Origin of the sequence: Clostridium sp. MSTE9 (assembly GCF_000277625.1) — a bacterium.
GTDB lineage: Bacteria > Bacillota > Clostridia > Oscillospirales > Acutalibacteraceae > Faecalispora > Faecalispora jeddahensis.
In genome coordinates, this window is the sequence record NZ_AKFU01000013.1 from 51,252 (window position 1) to 65,301 (window position 14,050).

Here is a 14,050-nt window from a genome sequence, read left to right on the forward strand (position 1 = left end):
CCACGAACAATCAAAAAGCCCGTTCCGGCTTTCAGCCGGAACGGGCTTTTTTCTGTCCGATTACTTTTTTAGGTACTTCAGCCAAGACCTCGCAAAGCAGATAACATAATAAAGTCCTGCCGCCAGCAACACCATAGAACTGAATCTGGCCAGGAATGACACCAGCAGCATAACATAGGCCATCGCCAAAAACAGAGCCGAAACCCTCCAGGAATCCATCAGCTGTACCGTATCCATCGGGCGGCGCAGCTTTACCTCCACCTGATTAATCGCAAAAATCAGACAGTACGAAACAAACAGTGCGGCGCAGGTCATCAGAACCCGCAGCGCCAGCAGACCATACACCCCCAGTAAATTCGTCACACCCAGCGCGTCCAGCACGTAAATGATGCCGGTGACAGGCAACAGAATCAGCGAATACAGGCGGGTGTCCTCAAATCGGTCGCCGTACGAATCCAGTTCCTTTGCGCCGAACCAGAGCAGCGCGTACCCTACAAAATCCGGCAGCAGCCCCAGCACGCCATTCCCAAACGGAAGGCTGTAATCCAGAAACAGAAAAATAGTACCAAGCAATAGTTTTGTCATTGTGCTTCCCTCTCCCCTCATATTCTCCATCATACAGAAAAAAAGGCCTGCAAAGCAAGCCTTTTTGAAAAACAAGCGAAAAGATTGGTCAGGAAAGCAGCATCCGGTCGTTCACCAGCGCATCACCCTGCGCAGACTGGAACCGTTTGAGCAGCTCCTCCACCGTCAGGTTTTTCTTTTCCTCGCCCTCAATATCGAACAGGATACGGCCCTCGTTCATCATGATGATACGGTTGCCGTAGGCCAGAGCGTCCTTCATATTGTGCGTGACCATCAGCGCGGTCAAATTGTCGCGCTTGATAAACTCATCGGTCAGGCGCAGAACTGTCGCCGCCGTTTTGGGGTCCAGCGCAGCGGTGTGCTCGTCGAGCAGCAGCAGCTTCGGCTTTTGCAGCGTCGCCATCAAAAGCGTCAGCGCCTGACGCTGACCGCCGGAAAGCAGGCCCACCTTACTGTTCAGGCGATCCTCCAGACCAAGCTCCAGCACCTTCAGCTGTTCGCGGTAGGCGGCTCTTTCCTCTTTCGTAATGCCCCAGCGCAGCGTGCGGCTTTGGCCGCGGCGGTTGGCCAGCGCAAGGTTCTCTTCAATCCACATGCTGCCCGCCGTGCCGCGCATCGGGTCCTGAAACACACGGCCCAGCAGCTTTGCGCGTTTAAATTCCGGCAGGAAAGTGATATCCTGCCCATCCAGCTCAATTTTGCCGCCGTCACAGGGGAACACCCCGGCGATCAGGTTCAGCAGGGTACTTTTGCCCGCGCCGTTTCCGCCAATGATCGTGGCGAAATCGCCCGGCTTCAGGTGAAGGTTCAGATTGACCAGCGCCCTTTTTTCATTGACCGTGCCCTTATTGAAGGTACGGCATACATTTGTCAGTTTCAGCATTGCCATTCCTCCTTAACCCTGTTGGTTCGGCTCGTCAGGATCCTTGTCCGAATCGTCGATCGCGTCCTCAAAAGCCTTGTCGGGCACCATTCTGCCCGGGCTGTTCGCCGCGCGGCGAGCCATAGAATCCTGGAACATTCTGCTCATGGTAGGCGTAAACAGTGCCAGCGCCACCACGATGGAGGACAGCAGCTTCATATCCTGCGATTTCAGGCCGTAGAACAGAACCACGGCAATGATGATGCGGTAAACCACCGAGCCAGCGATCATGGCGATCAGGCGCGGCAAGAAGCCCATGATGCGCCCCAGAAGCACTTCGCCGATAATAACGGAAGCAAGGCCGATTACGATGGTGCCGATGCCCATGCTCACATCGCCGAAGCCCTGCACCTGCGCCACCAAAGCGCCGGAGAGGCCGACAAGACCGTTTGACAGCACCAGAGCCAGAATGACCATGGTGTCGGTATTCACACCAAGCGAGCGCACCATATGGGGATTGTTGCCGGTCGCCCGGATGGCACTGCCCAGCTCGGTTCCAAAAAACCAGTAAAGCAGGAAGATCATCGCAACCGCGACCACGCCGCCCAGCAGAAGCTGCGCGTTATAGCGGGAGAGCATGGGCAGCCAGCCACCCACCTGCACGTCCACCGTATCCACACCGAGCAGGGGGACGTTGGCCCTGTCGTGCATGACGCGCAGATTGATCGAATACAGCGCCGTCATGGTTAAAATCCCCGCGAGGATTCCCGGGATTTTCATTTTCGTATTCAAAAAGCCGGTAATAAATCCGCAGAGCATACCGCCCATCAGCGAAAAAATCAACGTAAGAAAAGGGTTCATCCCGCTCTCGGTCAGAATGGCGGAAATCGCGCCGCCGGTAGCGAACGAACCGTCAACCGTCAGATCCGGAAAGTCCAGAATCCGGAAGGTAATGTAAACGCCGAGCGTCATAATTCCCCACAAAACACCCTGGGCCACCGCGCCGTGAACGGCCCCCAGTAAATTCATTAGCTCCATATCGTTCCTCTATTCCGTGTATTAATAACAGTTTCAGGCGGTGAGCCGCCCCACCGCCTGAACTCCGCATTTTGCGCAGGCAAAACACGGGAACATTCAATTAATTATTGTAAACGAATTTAAGGGAGATTGCAACCCTTTATTTCTGGGAAGAAGCGGCGGAAGCCAAGGCGTCCTGACCGTTCTTGGTGATGGAATCCGGAAGCACCATGCCCATTTTGGCAGCCGCTTCGCTGTTGTAGTAAACATCCAGCTGATCCTGGTACTCGATGGGCATATCGCCAACTTTTGCCTCGCCTTTCAGCACCTTAATCGCCATTTGGCCGGTCTGATAGCCAAGCTTTTCGTAATTGAGGCCCACCGTGCAGGTTCCGCCGTCAGTTACCATACCGATCGCGCCCGGCACCACCGGCAGTTTGTTTGCAGAGGTGACGGAAGTCACGTTTTTCATGTTCGAAGCCATCAGGTTATCGGTGGGAATATACACGCCCTGCACCTTACCAACCATGGACTGCGTGACCTGCTGCACCTCGTTGGAGTTCGAAGCGGTAAAATCCTTATACTTCAGGCCAAGCTCGTCGCAGGCCGCCTTGGCCCACTCGATCTGCAGCTTGCTGTTTGTTTCGCTGGAGCTGTACAAAAAGCCCACCGTCTCCAGTTCGGGGACGAGCGTTTTGAGCATTTCGAGCTGTTCCTTCACCGGCGTTTTGTCGCTGGTGCCGGAAACATTTCCGCCGGGCTTTTCATTGCTGGCCACCAGCTTTGCATCCGCAGGATCAGTGATGGCGGTAATCAGAATCGGGGTATCGGTGATGACCTTCGCCACGGCCTGCGCGGCGGGAGTACCGATCGCCAGAATCAGATCCGGCTTTTTATTCGCCAAAGTATTTGCGATTGTCACACAGTTGGCCTGTTCGCCCTGCGCGTTCTGCACATCATAGATAACGTTTTGTCCTTCCACATAGCCCGCATCCGTCAATGCCTGCTGAAAGCCTTTCAGCGAAGCATCCAGAGAAGGATGGGTCACCAGCTGTGCCACGCCGACGCTGATCGTTTTGCCGCCCGCAGCGGAATTCTCCGCAGCCGCAGACGAGGCGCTGCCTGCATTCCCGCAGGCTGTGACAGACATCGCCATCACCGCAGCCAACGCTGTCGCGGCGATTTTGTTTTTTATTTTCATATTCGTCCTCCTCAAAGACGCTTTATCTAAGTGAAGCGTTCATTGTTTTAAAGCATCAAATCAATAGCTGTATTTTACTCTGCCCCGAAAAAAATGTCAAGTACCGATTTCTCGCTTTCTTCCGCAAAGGAGGCGAAACCTCGCATTTTCTCTGCTTTTCATCAATGAGACAGACAAAAAAAGGCAGGCGGAATGCGTTCCGCCTGCCTTGACCCGGCAACAAGCACCGGATTTTTCTTTATTATTTTGCCGCCGCTACATCTTCGCCCTTGAGGATCCTCTCGGGGAGAGTAATTCCCAGCTGCTTTGCAACCGCGCTGTTGTAAGAAATGGTGTATTCGGTCTGGTATTCGATCGCCATGTCGGCGGGCTTCGCCTCGCCCTTGAGCACCTTCGCGGCCATCAGGCCGGTCTGGTAGCCGAGCTTTTCGTAGTTGATGCCCACGGTGCAAAGACCGCCGTTCTGTACCGGGCCGACCTCAGCAACGATCAGGGGCAGCTTTGCGGAATTGGTGACCGCAGCCACGTTCTTCATGCCGGAAGCCAGAATGTTGTCGGTGGGGATGTAAACCGCCTGCACCTTGCCGACCATCGACTGCGCGACCTGCTGAATCTCATTCGTGTTCGAAATGGTGAACTCCTGATACTTCAGGCCCAGCTCCTCGCAGGCTGCCTTGGCCCATTTGGCCTGCAGCTGGCTGTTTGTTTCGCTGGAGGTATACATGATGCCGACCGTCTGTACGTCGGGCACGATTTCCTTGAGCATTTCGATCTGCTCCTTCACCGGCGTTTTGTCGCTGGTGCCGGAAACATTTCCGCCGGGCTTTTCATTGCTGGCCACGAGCTTTGCATCCGCCGGATCTGTCACCGCCGTAATCATCACCGGGGTATCTGTAATTACTTTCGCCACGGCCTGCGCCGCCGGAGTCGCGATTGCGAGGATCAGATCGGGCTTTTTATTCGCGAAAGTATTCGCGATAGTGATGCAGTTCGACTGCTCACCCTGCGCGTTTTGAATATCATAAGTAACGTTTTTGCCTTCCTCAAAGCCCTGAGAGGCGAGGCCATCCTTAAAGCCCTTCAAAGAAGCATCCATCGCCGGGTGAGTCAGCAGCTGAGCCACACCGATATTGATCATCTTTCCGCCTTCGGCAGAATTGGCCGCAGAAGCCGCAGCGGATGAAGAAGCCGCGCCGCCGTTCCCGCACGCGCCCAAAGAAGCCGCCATCGCAACCGTCAGAACCACTGCGATCATTTTTCTGAATTGTTTCATATTCTCCTCCTTTTGCGGTACGCTGATCGGCCGCAAACGATTTATTGGTTTAAAGCATCAATAGCTAAAAGTAATTGTACTCGCCATATCACAAAAAGTCAACCCCTGATTTTTTTCTTTTGCCTGAAAATACCTTTTTGCGCCTTTCCGCGCTTTTTCGACATATGAAAAGAAGAACAGCCCAACAAAAATCATGCTTTCAGCGCGCGAGCGGCAAAACCGCTCCATAATTTCCGCGCGGTGCTCCAGCATTCAGCCCGGAAATTCCCCACGGAATTCCTTTTTGTAATTTAGTCACAGACGGCGCCGGGGAATGTTGCTATACTGTAAAAAAACAACAAGGGGGCAATTCAAATGGCAGTGATCCATTTGACCAAGCATAATTATCAAAAAGAGGTTCTGGAATCCGAGCAGCCGGTGCTCATCGATTTTTGGGCGCCCTGGTGCGGGCCCTGCCGAATGCTTGGCCCGACCGTGGAGGAGCTCAGCCACGACCTGGAAGGCAAAGTAAAGATTGCAAAGATCAACGTAGACGAGGAGCAGGAGCTTGCGCAGGCATTCCGCGTGATGAGCATCCCGATGCTGGCGGTAATGCGTGGCGGCAAGCTGATTTCTTCCTCCGTCGGCCTGCAGCCCAAGGCCAAAATCATGAAAATGCTGGAGAAATAAGCTTTGAAAAAGCAAAGCCTTTAGAAAGATACAAGGGGGAATGACATCACATGAAGGTGATTATCATCGGCGGAGTGGCAGGCGGCGCGTCCGCGGCTGCCCGCCTGCGCCGTCTGGATGAAACGGCACAAATCATTCTGCTGGAACGCGGTCTATATATTTCTTACGCCAACTGTGGTCTGCCTTATTATGTAGGCGGAGAGATCAATCAGAAAGAGGCCCTTACCCTTCAAACGCCGCAGAGCTTCCGCCAGAGGTTCGGTATTGATGTGCGTACCGGACACGAGGCTGCGGCGATCCGCCCGGAGAAAAAGACGGTTCTCATCCGCGATCTCGCCGCCGGAGAAGAGTATGAGGAATCCTACGACAAGCTGATCCTCTCGCCCGGTGGTGAGCCGGCCCGCCCGCCGATTCCGGGTACGGATGACCGGCGCGTCTTCACCCTGCGCACCGTGCCCGATTCCCTGCGCATCCGGGAATACATCCAGCAGAACCGGCCCCGCCGCGCGGTGGTGATGGGTGGCGGCTTCATCGGCCTTGAAATGGCCGAAAACCTGATGCGCGCCGGCGTTTCCGTCACCGTAGTGGAAGCGATAGATCACGTGATGGCCGCGCTGGATTACGACATGGCCTGCGAGGTACAACAATACCTGCGCCACCAGGGGGTTAGTCTGGTGCTCTCGCAGAAGGTTACCGCAATCGACCCGCAGGAAAACGGCCTGCTCGTCCACCTGGAAAACGGCGAAACGCTGGATGCCGACTTCCTCCTTCTTTCGGCAGGCATCCGGCCCGAAAGCGCGCTGGCCCGCGAGGCCGGCCTTGCGGTCAATGAGCGCGGCGCCATTCGCACAGACAGCCACATGCGCACCTCCGACGAAAACATTTACGCCGTGGGCGACGCCGTTGAGATCACGAACCTTGTCACCGGATTGCCCGGCTATGTGCCGCTTGCGGGCCCGGCCAACAAGCAGGGGCGTATCGCGGCAGATCATATCTGCGGGCTGCCCAGCGAATACCGCGGCACGCAGGGCTCCTCCGTGATGAAGCTGTTCGACATGACGGTCGCCTCCACCGGACTGAACGAGGCTGCAGCCAAGGCAGCCGGACTGAACTACGATAAAATCCACATCTTCTCCCCCTCCCACGCCACCTACTACCCCGGAGCAGTCAATCTAACGATCAAGGCTTTGTTCGAGCAGCCGACCGGGCGCATTCTCGGCGCACAGGTGGTCGGGTTCGACGGTGTCGACAAACGCTGCGACGTGCTGGCCACGGCAATCCGCGCAGGCATGACCGCCTATGATCTTGCAGAGCTGGAGCTGTGCTACGCTCCCCCGTATTCCTCCGCCAAAGACCCGGTAAACATGGCCGGCTTTGCAATCGAAAATATTCTCACCGGCAAGGTGCGGCAGTTTCATTGGGATGACACCCCCCGCATAGTGGATGACCCGAACGCCGTACTGCTGGATGTGAGAACCGATCCGGAGTGGCAGAGCGGTTCCATCCCCGGCGCGGTACACATTCCGCTCGATTCCCTGCGTGAAAATCTTGCGGAGCTCGATCCCGAAAAAGAAATCTATGTCCACTGTCAGAGCGGCCTGCGCAGCTATTTCGCCTGCCGCATTCTCTCTCAGCACGGCTTTTCCTGCTATAACCTGTCCGGCGGCTACCGCCTGTACAGCCTGATTCGCGGCAACCAGTCCTACGACAACGCACCCGCGCACGCGTGCGGGCTTCGAATCTGATCTGCGAAATTTGTTACACAAAAAAATTCCTCTCCCTTGAATAAATCAAAAGCAGACCTTATACTGATGATATAGCAATACCCTTTCAAAATGATGTGGATTCTTCCTCTGTCCGAAAGAGAAAATCAATCATTTTTCAGTCTGGGATTGCGATACAGATAAGGTCTGTTTTTGTTGGGGGTGTTTTCATGGAACAAATTCCGATTGCTCTGGAAGAGATTTTTCCCCAGTGGGAGAAGCTGACTCCCCGGCAGCAGCAGCTGGTGCGCGCACAGACCCATTCCAAGCGCTTCGCACGAGGCCAGATTCTGCACCAGGGGCACAACGACTGCTCGGGCCTTCTGCTGGTGCGCGACGGCCAGCTCCGCGTTTTCATCGAATCCTCCGGCGGTAAAGAGGTTACCCTGTACCGCCTGTTCTCATGGGATATCTGCCTGTTCTCGGCGTCATGCATCATGAAAAACATCAGCTTTGAGCTGCACGTGCAGGCGGAGCGGGATTCTGACGTTTTCATCGTTCCCCCTGCCCTGTATGAAAGCCTGATGAAAGAATCTCTGCCCGTCGCGGATTACACCAGCCAGCTGATGGCCTCCCGCTTTTCCGACGTGATGTGGATGATGGAGCAGATTCTGTTCACGAGCTTTGACAGCCGTCTTTCCGCCTTTTTGCTGGAGCAGAGCGAAATCGAGGGCTCCGACTCGCTTACCATGACCCATGAGGAAATCGCGAGGCACTTGGGCAGCGCCCGCGAGGTTGTCAGCCGCATGCTGAAATATTTTTCCGACGATGGACTGGTGCAGCTTTCGCGCGGCCGGGTCACCCTGCTCGACTCCAAGCGCCTGCGCGCGCTGGTACAATAAGCGGTGTTTTATTGTATTTCCCAAATATCTTTGAAAGCAGGCATATACGGCTTCATCCGTCCTTGTTTTCGCAGCAGTATCACTGCCTTTCGAGTTTCACATTGCCACAAGTAAAAAAGAGTCCCTGACTTTCTAAGTTCGTTTTCATATTTTCCCCATATGTATTGATACACTTCAATACTTTTCGCTCTTCCTCCCATTTTTTCTAAAGAAGTGTATAAAATATCAGGAAAATCTTTCTTGTCCATGATTCACACCCTCTTAAAAACTAATTAAAACTTTTAGATATATATTAGCATTTTTATTTATAATTTACATAATAGAACTATTCTTTCTATAAGTCAATCCTTAAATATTTTTCTTTTCAATACAAGTTACTTGAATTTTAATTAATTTCTGCTATTCTTTATAGATAGAAGGTCAAGACAGGAGGTCACTCCTGCCTTGTGGATTGAAATAAGTATCTTGTATTGAAAGCAGTTGTTTAAAAAGGCTCGGAAACTCTGTGAACAGAGCTCCCGAGCCTTTTTATTTTTCATTTGTTTTCAACTTCTGTCTCTTTCAAACCCCAGATACCGTGTTCCCTGAAAGGTCAGGCGGCCTCGGTCGCCCTCCGCCAGCATACCGTATTCCGTGCCTTTTACATGGAATTCGATCCGGTCGCCGCTTGCCACCTCAAAGGTGGCGAAATAGGTAGTGGAGGTATCGTTGGTTACCATGTCCGGCCCGGTATTGTTGGTATAATGATGCACAGCAGTACGTTTGGCCACAAGACGCGCCGGCACGGTCAAAACAGGAGACTCATTGTTTTTATGCCACTGTGAGATGCCCTTCACGGAACGAACAAGAATCGTGCCGAACACAATCACGAACACCACCGTAATAAAAATCGGTGCAAAGTGAAACATAAAATCTCCGGATCCGTATGTAAAGTCCATCGTTCATTCTCCTTTCAGCGGCTGACGTTATAGCTGCTACGCATCACAGGCAAACGGGTCGTTATCACTATCACGATTCCATAGGTACTCCGCCCCAAGCGCTGCTTCCTCTGCCGCCTCCTGGCCCAATCGGTCGGCGAGAAATCCCAGCGCCATATCGATGCCCGCTGAAACACCCGAGGATGTATAAAATTTTCCGTCAACCACCCATCTTGCACGATGTACCCAGTCGACCGCCGGATTCACCGAGACGACCCAATCCATCGCCCGTTTATTCGAGGTAGCCCTGCGGCCATCCAACAGGCCGGTTTTCGCCAGCAAAGCCGAGCCGGTGCAAACGGTCAGGCAATAATCGGCCCTCTGCGCGGCCTCTCCCAGCTGTGTAAGAAAGCCGTGGTCATGGACGAGCAGCCGCGTCCCGATTCCGCCGGGTACGAGCAGAATTCCTGTTTCGCTCACATCTTCCAGCGGACGGGTCGCGATTTCCGCTCCCTGCCTGCTGCGCACCATGCCGCCATCCATCGATACATAGTTCAGAAGATATTCGCCGGACCGCCCCAGAATCTCCACCGGGCCGAACGCATCGAGCGTCTCAAAATCCGGAAATAACAGCACATTGACTTCCATCCCGCTCATCCTTTCCACCGGGCTTCCCGGGTCAAAGCATCTTTACGCTGTAGTCATTGTTTCACGCCGGGCCATTGCATCATATATTCCATTTCGCCGGTCACCTCATCCTGCTGCAGGCGAACTTTTGAAAAGCCCTCCCGCAGGTAAAAGGCCAGAGCGCTTTTATTTTTTTCATAAACGCAGAGCGTCAGAGTCGGGAACCGCCGCTTCCACTCATTTAGCAGAGCCTTTCCGATCCCATGCGAACGCATCGGAGCATCGACAAAGATTCCCTCAATATGCCCGTTATCGATCCCGGAAAAGCCAACGATCTTCCCTTCCGCCTCACAGACCAGCACCTGAGCCTGCGGCAGCATCTGCCGCACCATCGGCAGATTTTCCCTCCAGTACTTCTCCGGAATAAAATCGTGCGCCTGCAAATTGGCGGAAATCCAGATTTCCAGCACCGCGGGCAAATCCTCCTCCCGCAGAGCGTGGATGGCAAAGGCGTCCCATCCTGTTTGCGCACTCATTGCGGTTTCTTTCTCAGCTTGACAATCTGCGTACCGAACACGCCGCCGATCAGGCTGGCCAGCGCATAAATAATCGCGTAAATCCACGCCCCGGCATAAAAGATAAACGCGGACGGCAGAAAAATCAGTCCGGCCAGCAGCGCAAACACAAAGCTGCCAAAAGGCCGGAGGATTCCGTAAATCAGCGCGCAGAAAAAGCACACCGCAAGCATAATCCCCAAAAACGGAAGCAGCACGATGCCCATGTTGACCATAACCAGAGGCGGCAGGTAAAACAATACCGCCAGCACCAATAAAAACGGAAGCATTCCCGTAAATCGTTTCATTTTTCTCACCCGTACCATTCTCATTATCATATTCATAAGCAGCTTTTCGCTGTTTGATTACAGAATACCATAAAAATGGCAGAAAGGCAAAATTCAATGTATCTCGATATCATTTAAAAAAACTTGGTTTCTTCCCCCACCTAATATCGAAAGAAGAAATCTTGATGTTGGGCATAAAGCCATTTTAAAGTGAATCGACTATACAAAACTTTTAACCTACAGCAAACAAATTAAGGCGACAGCAGAATTGCAGTGCAATCCTGCCGCCGCCCCAGTCTTACCGATTTCCTTTACGAAAACCGGCTCAGAAAACGCATCAGATTATCCATGGTAAGAGCCATATCCTGGCGGCTGCGCAGCTTTGCCTGCGAAAAATCCACCGCCACACGATTGATACTGAATACCGCACAGACGCCCTCCTCATATACGGCGTCGATGCCGTCGCCGATATCGCCCACCACGGCGATCACCGGCACGCCGATTGCCTTGGCGCAGCGAGCTACCCCCACCACTACCTTGCCGCGCAGACTTTGCGTATCGAGCTTGCCCTCACCGCTGAAGATAAAATCCGCGCCCTCAGCCTTCTGCTCAAATGCAAGCGCGTCCAGAACTGTTGTGATTCCCATTTGCAGACGCGCTCCAAAAAACGCCAGCATACCGCCGCCCATACCGCCCGCGGCCCCCGCGCCGGGAACCTCGTCCAGAGAAACGGAAAGCTGTTCTTTTACCGTCTGCGCCGCACTGCGCAGATTTTGATCCAGCATCCGCACCATTTCGGCATTTGCTCCTTTTTGGGGTGCAAAAACGTATGCGGCGCCGGATTCCCCGTACAGCGGGTTATCAATGTCGCACATCGCGATGATTTCGCACTCGCGCAGCAGCGGGTGGAGCCCCTCACGGCTGATTGCGCCGATTTGCCCCAGTGTCGCGCCTGTAGGAACAAATTCTTCCCCCTTAAGGTTGCGGAACACAATCCCGGCTGCGGCTGCCGCGCCTGCACCCATGTCATTGGTACAGCTGCCGCCCAGGCAGATGATCAGCTTTCTGCATCCCTGCTCCGCCGCGTGAACCATCAGCTGACCCACCCCATAAGTAGAAGCCAGATCGGGCCGCATGACTCCCTCGGAGAGCGGCAGGCCCGCGCAGGCCGCCATTTCGATCACCGCCGTATGGTCAGAGGTGATCCCATAAAAAGAATCGATTTCTTCTCCGTACGGGCCTTTCACGCGCAGCGATACCCTTTTTCCTCCTGCAGCCGTTAAAAAAGCGTCTACACTGCCTTCGCCGCCGTCGGCCACCGGGAGAGAAAGCACCTCTGCCTGCGGGAAATGCCGCCGGATGCTCTCCTCCATAATACGGCACACCTCAAGACTGCTCATGGTTCCTTTAAAGGAATCCGGAATCAGAACAAATTTCTTCACACCTGTTTCACTCCTTTTTCAGGGGTTCACCACATTGACTGGGCTGCCGTTTAAAAACGCTTTCAGGTTTTCTACCGCAATATCCATCAAACGCTGGCGGCTCTCTTTTGGGGCCCATGCAATATGTGGGGTCAGAATCACATTCTTTGCCGTCAGTAGAGGGTTATCCGCTTGAATCGGCTCGGTGGAGACTACGTCGCACGCGGCGCCGGCCACCCTGCCGGAATTCAGCGCATCCGCCAGATCCTGCTCCACAATCAGCGGTCCGCGGGAATTGTTGATAATCATAACTCCCGGCTTCATTTTGGCAATGGTATTCTTGTTGATGATCCCTTGTGTAGACGGGAACAGGGGGCAGTGCAGCACCACCACGTCCGATTCTGCCAGCAGCTCGTCAAGCTCCGTATAGCGCAGCGTTTCGCTTTCCAGCCCCGGGATATGATAGGTGTCGTTTGCCAGCACCTTCATGCCGAGAGCCTGGGCGATCTGGGCCGTGCTCTGCCCGATTTTGCCGAAGCCGATGATCCCCATGGTTTTGCCGTCCAGCTCGATCAACGGGTGATTCCAGAAGCACCAGTCGATGCTGTTCGTCCAGTCCCCGTGTTTGACCGCGTCGGAGTGCTCCCCGATGTGGTGGCACAGCTCCAGCAGCAGAGCAATGGCAAACTGTGCGACTGCCTTTGTCCCGTACGTGGGAATATTCGTCACTGGAATGCCGCGCTCCCTGGCTGCCTGTACATCCACCACATTATAGCCTGTGGCCAGCACCCCAATATAGCGGATGCTCTCGCATTTCCGCAGGGTATCCGCCGTTAGGGGTGTCTTATTCGTAATGACTAGCTCTGCGTCACCGATTCGCTCGATGATCTGATCCTCCGGGGTGCGGTCGTAAACCGTCAGCTCGCCAAGAGCCTCAAAGCCGCTCCAGCTCAAATCGCCGGGGTTTTCTGTATAGCCGTCCAAAATCACGATTTTCATATCATGCGATCCTCCTGTTTTTACTCGTTTCTCCATACCAGTTTTCATATATACAGGCTCATCCTATTTCATCCGGTTCTTTGACTGGATACGCTGAACACTCTTGCTCCGCACAGAATCATCCTGCGAGCAGAGCTTCCTTCGCGCAGTTTTCTTTCACGCACCGTCTTTAAAAGTCATTGTCCTCCCGGAGTCCTCCCGGAAATAAAACACAGGATATACGAAACACGGAACCGTCCAACACCGGCTCCGTGTTTCTCGAATTGAGGGATGAATCAAAGGCCAAGCCGGAAAATACGGTTTGCGTTTCTCCACATCACGTTTTCCAGATCGTCCTCATTTCGGATGATCTGCCGGTATTTGGCCAGCTCTACCGGAATCTGATCCAGATTGTCGGAGGAAAACAGAATCTTGCTGCAGCCAACCTCCTGAATCATATGCTTTACGGCGTTGGTGCCGCACCAGCTTGGCTCTAAAAACACGTTATCCAGCTTCTTTGCCAGCAGGCGCGCCTGCTGGTGGAAGGATTCGGAGCCCGCGTGCGCCAGAATCACTGTTACGTCCGGGTGATCCTTTGCGCCCTGGTATACGCTCGTGGGGTCGGCAAACGGAATCCCGTTGCCGGTATGGATCATCAGCGGTACCTTCAGCTCACGGCACACCTCATACACATGGTAGGCATCTTTGGAGGACGGGTGGCACGCGTGCGCGATCGGCGTGATCTTGATCGCAACAAACCCCAGCTCCTTTACACAGCGGAACGCCTCTTTGTCGTAATCCTCCGGGAAAAAATGAGGGTTGATGGAGGCCATACCGAAAAAGTGCTTGCGGGGCGCCATGCTTTTGCAGAACGATGCGATTCTGTCGTGGATTTTGACATGCTCCGAAAGGTAGGGTCTGGGGATAAACGGCTGGATAATCCCGCCGTCGATCTGGAATTCATCGTAGTACCGAATCAGCTCTTCCTCGCGGTTTTCTTCGTCAAATACCACGTCTTCCCCTAAATGAACATGCGCATCAATAATCATAACAG

Annotated in this window: 17 protein-coding genes; 3 read left to right on the plus strand and 14 right to left on the minus strand. The window is 53.9% G+C overall.

The features are described from left to right. Nucleotides 1-60 precede the first annotated feature (60 nt). The 6 genes from HMPREF1141_RS02980 to HMPREF1141_RS03005 form a co-directional block, all read right to left on the minus strand. The gene (locus tag HMPREF1141_RS02980; RefSeq protein WP_035316472.1) at nt 61-585 is read right to left on the minus strand and encodes a hypothetical protein; all 525 of its coding nucleotides are present in this window, start codon (nt 583-585) and stop codon (nt 61-63) included. Between the two features lie 88 nt (nt 586-673). Next, nucleotides 674-1,468: an ATP-binding cassette domain-containing protein gene (locus HMPREF1141_RS02985; RefSeq protein ID WP_009060864.1), complete on the minus strand. Its 795-nt coding sequence runs from the start codon at nt 1,466-1,468 to the stop codon at nt 674-676. A 12-nt stretch (nt 1,469-1,480) separates the two neighbouring features. Beyond that, entirely contained in the window at nt 1,481-2,485 is a 1,005-nt protein-coding gene (locus HMPREF1141_RS02990; protein ID WP_009060845.1) for an ABC transporter permease, read from the minus strand. 139 nt (nt 2,486-2,624) lie between these two features. After that, nucleotides 2,625-3,665 (minus strand): ABC transporter substrate-binding protein, encoded by a 1,041-nt coding sequence (locus HMPREF1141_RS02995; protein ID WP_009060889.1) that lies wholly within the window; start codon nt 3,663-3,665, stop codon nt 2,625-2,627. A gap of 241 nt (nt 3,666-3,906) precedes the next feature. Further along, nucleotides 3,907-4,938, minus strand: a complete 1,032-nt coding sequence (locus HMPREF1141_RS03000; RefSeq protein WP_009060918.1) for an ABC transporter substrate-binding protein — start codon at nt 4,936-4,938, stop codon at nt 3,907-3,909. A gap of 57 nt (nt 4,939-4,995) precedes the next feature. Continuing rightward, nucleotides 4,996-5,190, minus strand: coding sequence for a hypothetical protein (locus tag HMPREF1141_RS03005; protein WP_035316475.1), 195 nt, complete (start codon nt 5,188-5,190; stop codon nt 4,996-4,998). A gap of 102 nt (nt 5,191-5,292) precedes the next feature. On the opposite strand from HMPREF1141_RS03005, the gene trxA reads away from it, so the two are divergent. The 3 genes from trxA (at nt 5,293) to HMPREF1141_RS03020 (ending at nt 8,212) form a co-directional block, all read left to right on the plus strand. Next, nucleotides 5,293-5,607 (plus strand): thioredoxin, encoded by a 315-nt coding sequence (gene trxA / locus HMPREF1141_RS03010; RefSeq protein ID WP_009060817.1) that lies wholly within the window; start codon nt 5,293-5,295, stop codon nt 5,605-5,607. 50 nt (nt 5,608-5,657) lie between these two features. After that, nucleotides 5,658-7,352: an FAD-dependent oxidoreductase gene (locus HMPREF1141_RS03015; protein WP_009060802.1), complete on the plus strand. Its 1,695-nt coding sequence runs from the start codon at nt 5,658-5,660 to the stop codon at nt 7,350-7,352. 188 nt (nt 7,353-7,540) lie between these two features. Continuing rightward, nucleotides 7,541-8,212, plus strand: coding sequence for a Crp/Fnr family transcriptional regulator (locus HMPREF1141_RS03020; RefSeq protein WP_009060897.1), 672 nt, complete (start codon nt 7,541-7,543; stop codon nt 8,210-8,212). 8 nt (nt 8,213-8,220) lie between these two features. Here the strand turns inward: HMPREF1141_RS03020 and HMPREF1141_RS03025 are convergent, their stop codons facing one another. The 8 genes from HMPREF1141_RS03025 to HMPREF1141_RS03060 form a co-directional block, all read right to left on the minus strand. Next, the gene (locus tag HMPREF1141_RS03025; RefSeq protein ID WP_009060840.1) at nt 8,221-8,460 is read right to left on the minus strand and encodes a hypothetical protein; all 240 of its coding nucleotides are present in this window, start codon (nt 8,458-8,460) and stop codon (nt 8,221-8,223) included. Between the two features lie 297 nt (nt 8,461-8,757). After that, nucleotides 8,758-9,120 carry a DUF2500 domain-containing protein gene (locus HMPREF1141_RS03030; RefSeq protein ID WP_347475657.1) on the minus strand — a complete coding sequence of 121 codons (363 nt, stop codon included), beginning with the start codon at nt 9,118-9,120 and terminating at the stop codon, nt 8,758-8,760. Between the two features lie 66 nt (nt 9,121-9,186). Continuing rightward, a complete protein-coding gene (locus HMPREF1141_RS03035; protein ID WP_009060804.1) occupies nt 9,187-9,777 on the minus strand; it encodes a DJ-1/PfpI family protein in 591 nt (196 codons plus the stop codon). Nucleotides 9,778-9,830: 53 nt separating this feature from the next. After that, nucleotides 9,831-10,292 carry a GNAT family N-acetyltransferase gene (locus HMPREF1141_RS03040; RefSeq protein WP_009060859.1) on the minus strand — a complete coding sequence of 154 codons (462 nt, stop codon included), beginning with the start codon at nt 10,290-10,292 and terminating at the stop codon, nt 9,831-9,833. Next, the gene (locus tag HMPREF1141_RS03045) at nt 10,289-10,618 is read right to left on the minus strand and encodes a hypothetical protein (protein WP_242824548.1); all 330 of its coding nucleotides are present in this window, start codon (nt 10,616-10,618) and stop codon (nt 10,289-10,291) included. The genes HMPREF1141_RS03040 and HMPREF1141_RS03045 overlap by 4 nt, the downstream gene beginning before the upstream one ends. 290 nt (nt 10,619-10,908) lie before the next feature. Continuing rightward, nucleotides 10,909-12,039 (minus strand): glycerate kinase, encoded by a 1,131-nt coding sequence (locus HMPREF1141_RS03050; protein WP_009060899.1) that lies wholly within the window; start codon nt 12,037-12,039, stop codon nt 10,909-10,911. A gap of 18 nt (nt 12,040-12,057) precedes the next feature. After that, nucleotides 12,058-13,017 carry a D-2-hydroxyacid dehydrogenase gene (locus HMPREF1141_RS03055; RefSeq protein WP_009060857.1) on the minus strand — a complete coding sequence of 320 codons (960 nt, stop codon included), beginning with the start codon at nt 13,015-13,017 and terminating at the stop codon, nt 12,058-12,060. A 275-nt stretch (nt 13,018-13,292) separates the two neighbouring features. Further along, nucleotides 13,293-14,045, minus strand: coding sequence for an amidohydrolase family protein (locus tag HMPREF1141_RS03060; RefSeq protein ID WP_009060910.1), 753 nt, complete (start codon nt 14,043-14,045; stop codon nt 13,293-13,295). Nucleotides 14,046-14,050 lie beyond the last annotated feature (5 nt).

Excerpts from the sequence above, each read along its gene's own strand:
- HMPREF1141_RS02980 (WP_035316472.1), bottom strand. The coding sequence starts at position 585 with ATGACAAAACTATTGCTTGGTACTATTTTTCTGTTTCTGGATTACAGC.
- HMPREF1141_RS02985 (WP_009060864.1), bottom strand. The coding sequence starts at position 1,468 with ATGCTGAAACTGACAAATGTATGCCGTACCTTCAATAAGGGCACGGTC.
- HMPREF1141_RS02990 (WP_009060845.1), bottom strand. The coding sequence starts at position 2,485 with ATGGAGCTAATGAATTTACTGGGGGCCGTTCACGGCGCGGTGGCCCAG.
- HMPREF1141_RS02995 (WP_009060889.1), bottom strand. The coding sequence starts at position 3,665 with ATGAAAATAAAAAACAAAATCGCCGCGACAGCGTTGGCTGCGGTGATG.
- HMPREF1141_RS03000 (WP_009060918.1), bottom strand. The coding sequence starts at position 4,938 with ATGAAACAATTCAGAAAAATGATCGCAGTGGTTCTGACGGTTGCGATG.
- HMPREF1141_RS03005 (WP_035316475.1), bottom strand. The coding sequence starts at position 5,190 with ATGCTGGAGCACCGCGCGGAAATTATGGAGCGGTTTTGCCGCTCGCGC.
- trxA (WP_009060817.1), top strand. The coding sequence starts at position 5,293 with ATGGCAGTGATCCATTTGACCAAGCATAATTATCAAAAAGAGGTTCTG.
- HMPREF1141_RS03015 (WP_009060802.1), top strand. The coding sequence starts at position 5,658 with ATGAAGGTGATTATCATCGGCGGAGTGGCAGGCGGCGCGTCCGCGGCT.
- HMPREF1141_RS03020 (WP_009060897.1), top strand. The coding sequence starts at position 7,541 with ATGGAACAAATTCCGATTGCTCTGGAAGAGATTTTTCCCCAGTGGGAG.
- HMPREF1141_RS03025 (WP_009060840.1), bottom strand. The coding sequence starts at position 8,460 with ATGGACAAGAAAGATTTTCCTGATATTTTATACACTTCTTTAGAAAAA.
- HMPREF1141_RS03030 (WP_347475657.1), bottom strand. The coding sequence starts at position 9,120 with ATGTTTCACTTTGCACCGATTTTTATTACGGTGGTGTTCGTGATTGTG.
- HMPREF1141_RS03035 (WP_009060804.1), bottom strand. The coding sequence starts at position 9,777 with ATGGAAGTCAATGTGCTGTTATTTCCGGATTTTGAGACGCTCGATGCG.
- HMPREF1141_RS03040 (WP_009060859.1), bottom strand. The coding sequence starts at position 10,292 with ATGAGTGCGCAAACAGGATGGGACGCCTTTGCCATCCACGCTCTGCGG.
- HMPREF1141_RS03045 (WP_242824548.1), bottom strand. The coding sequence starts at position 10,618 with ATGAAACGATTTACGGGAATGCTTCCGTTTTTATTGGTGCTGGCGGTA.
- HMPREF1141_RS03055 (WP_009060857.1), bottom strand. The coding sequence starts at position 13,017 with ATGAAAATCGTGATTTTGGACGGCTATACAGAAAACCCCGGCGATTTG.
- HMPREF1141_RS03060 (WP_009060910.1), bottom strand. The coding sequence starts at position 14,045 with ATGATTATTGATGCGCATGTTCATTTAGGGGAAGACGTGGTATTTGAC.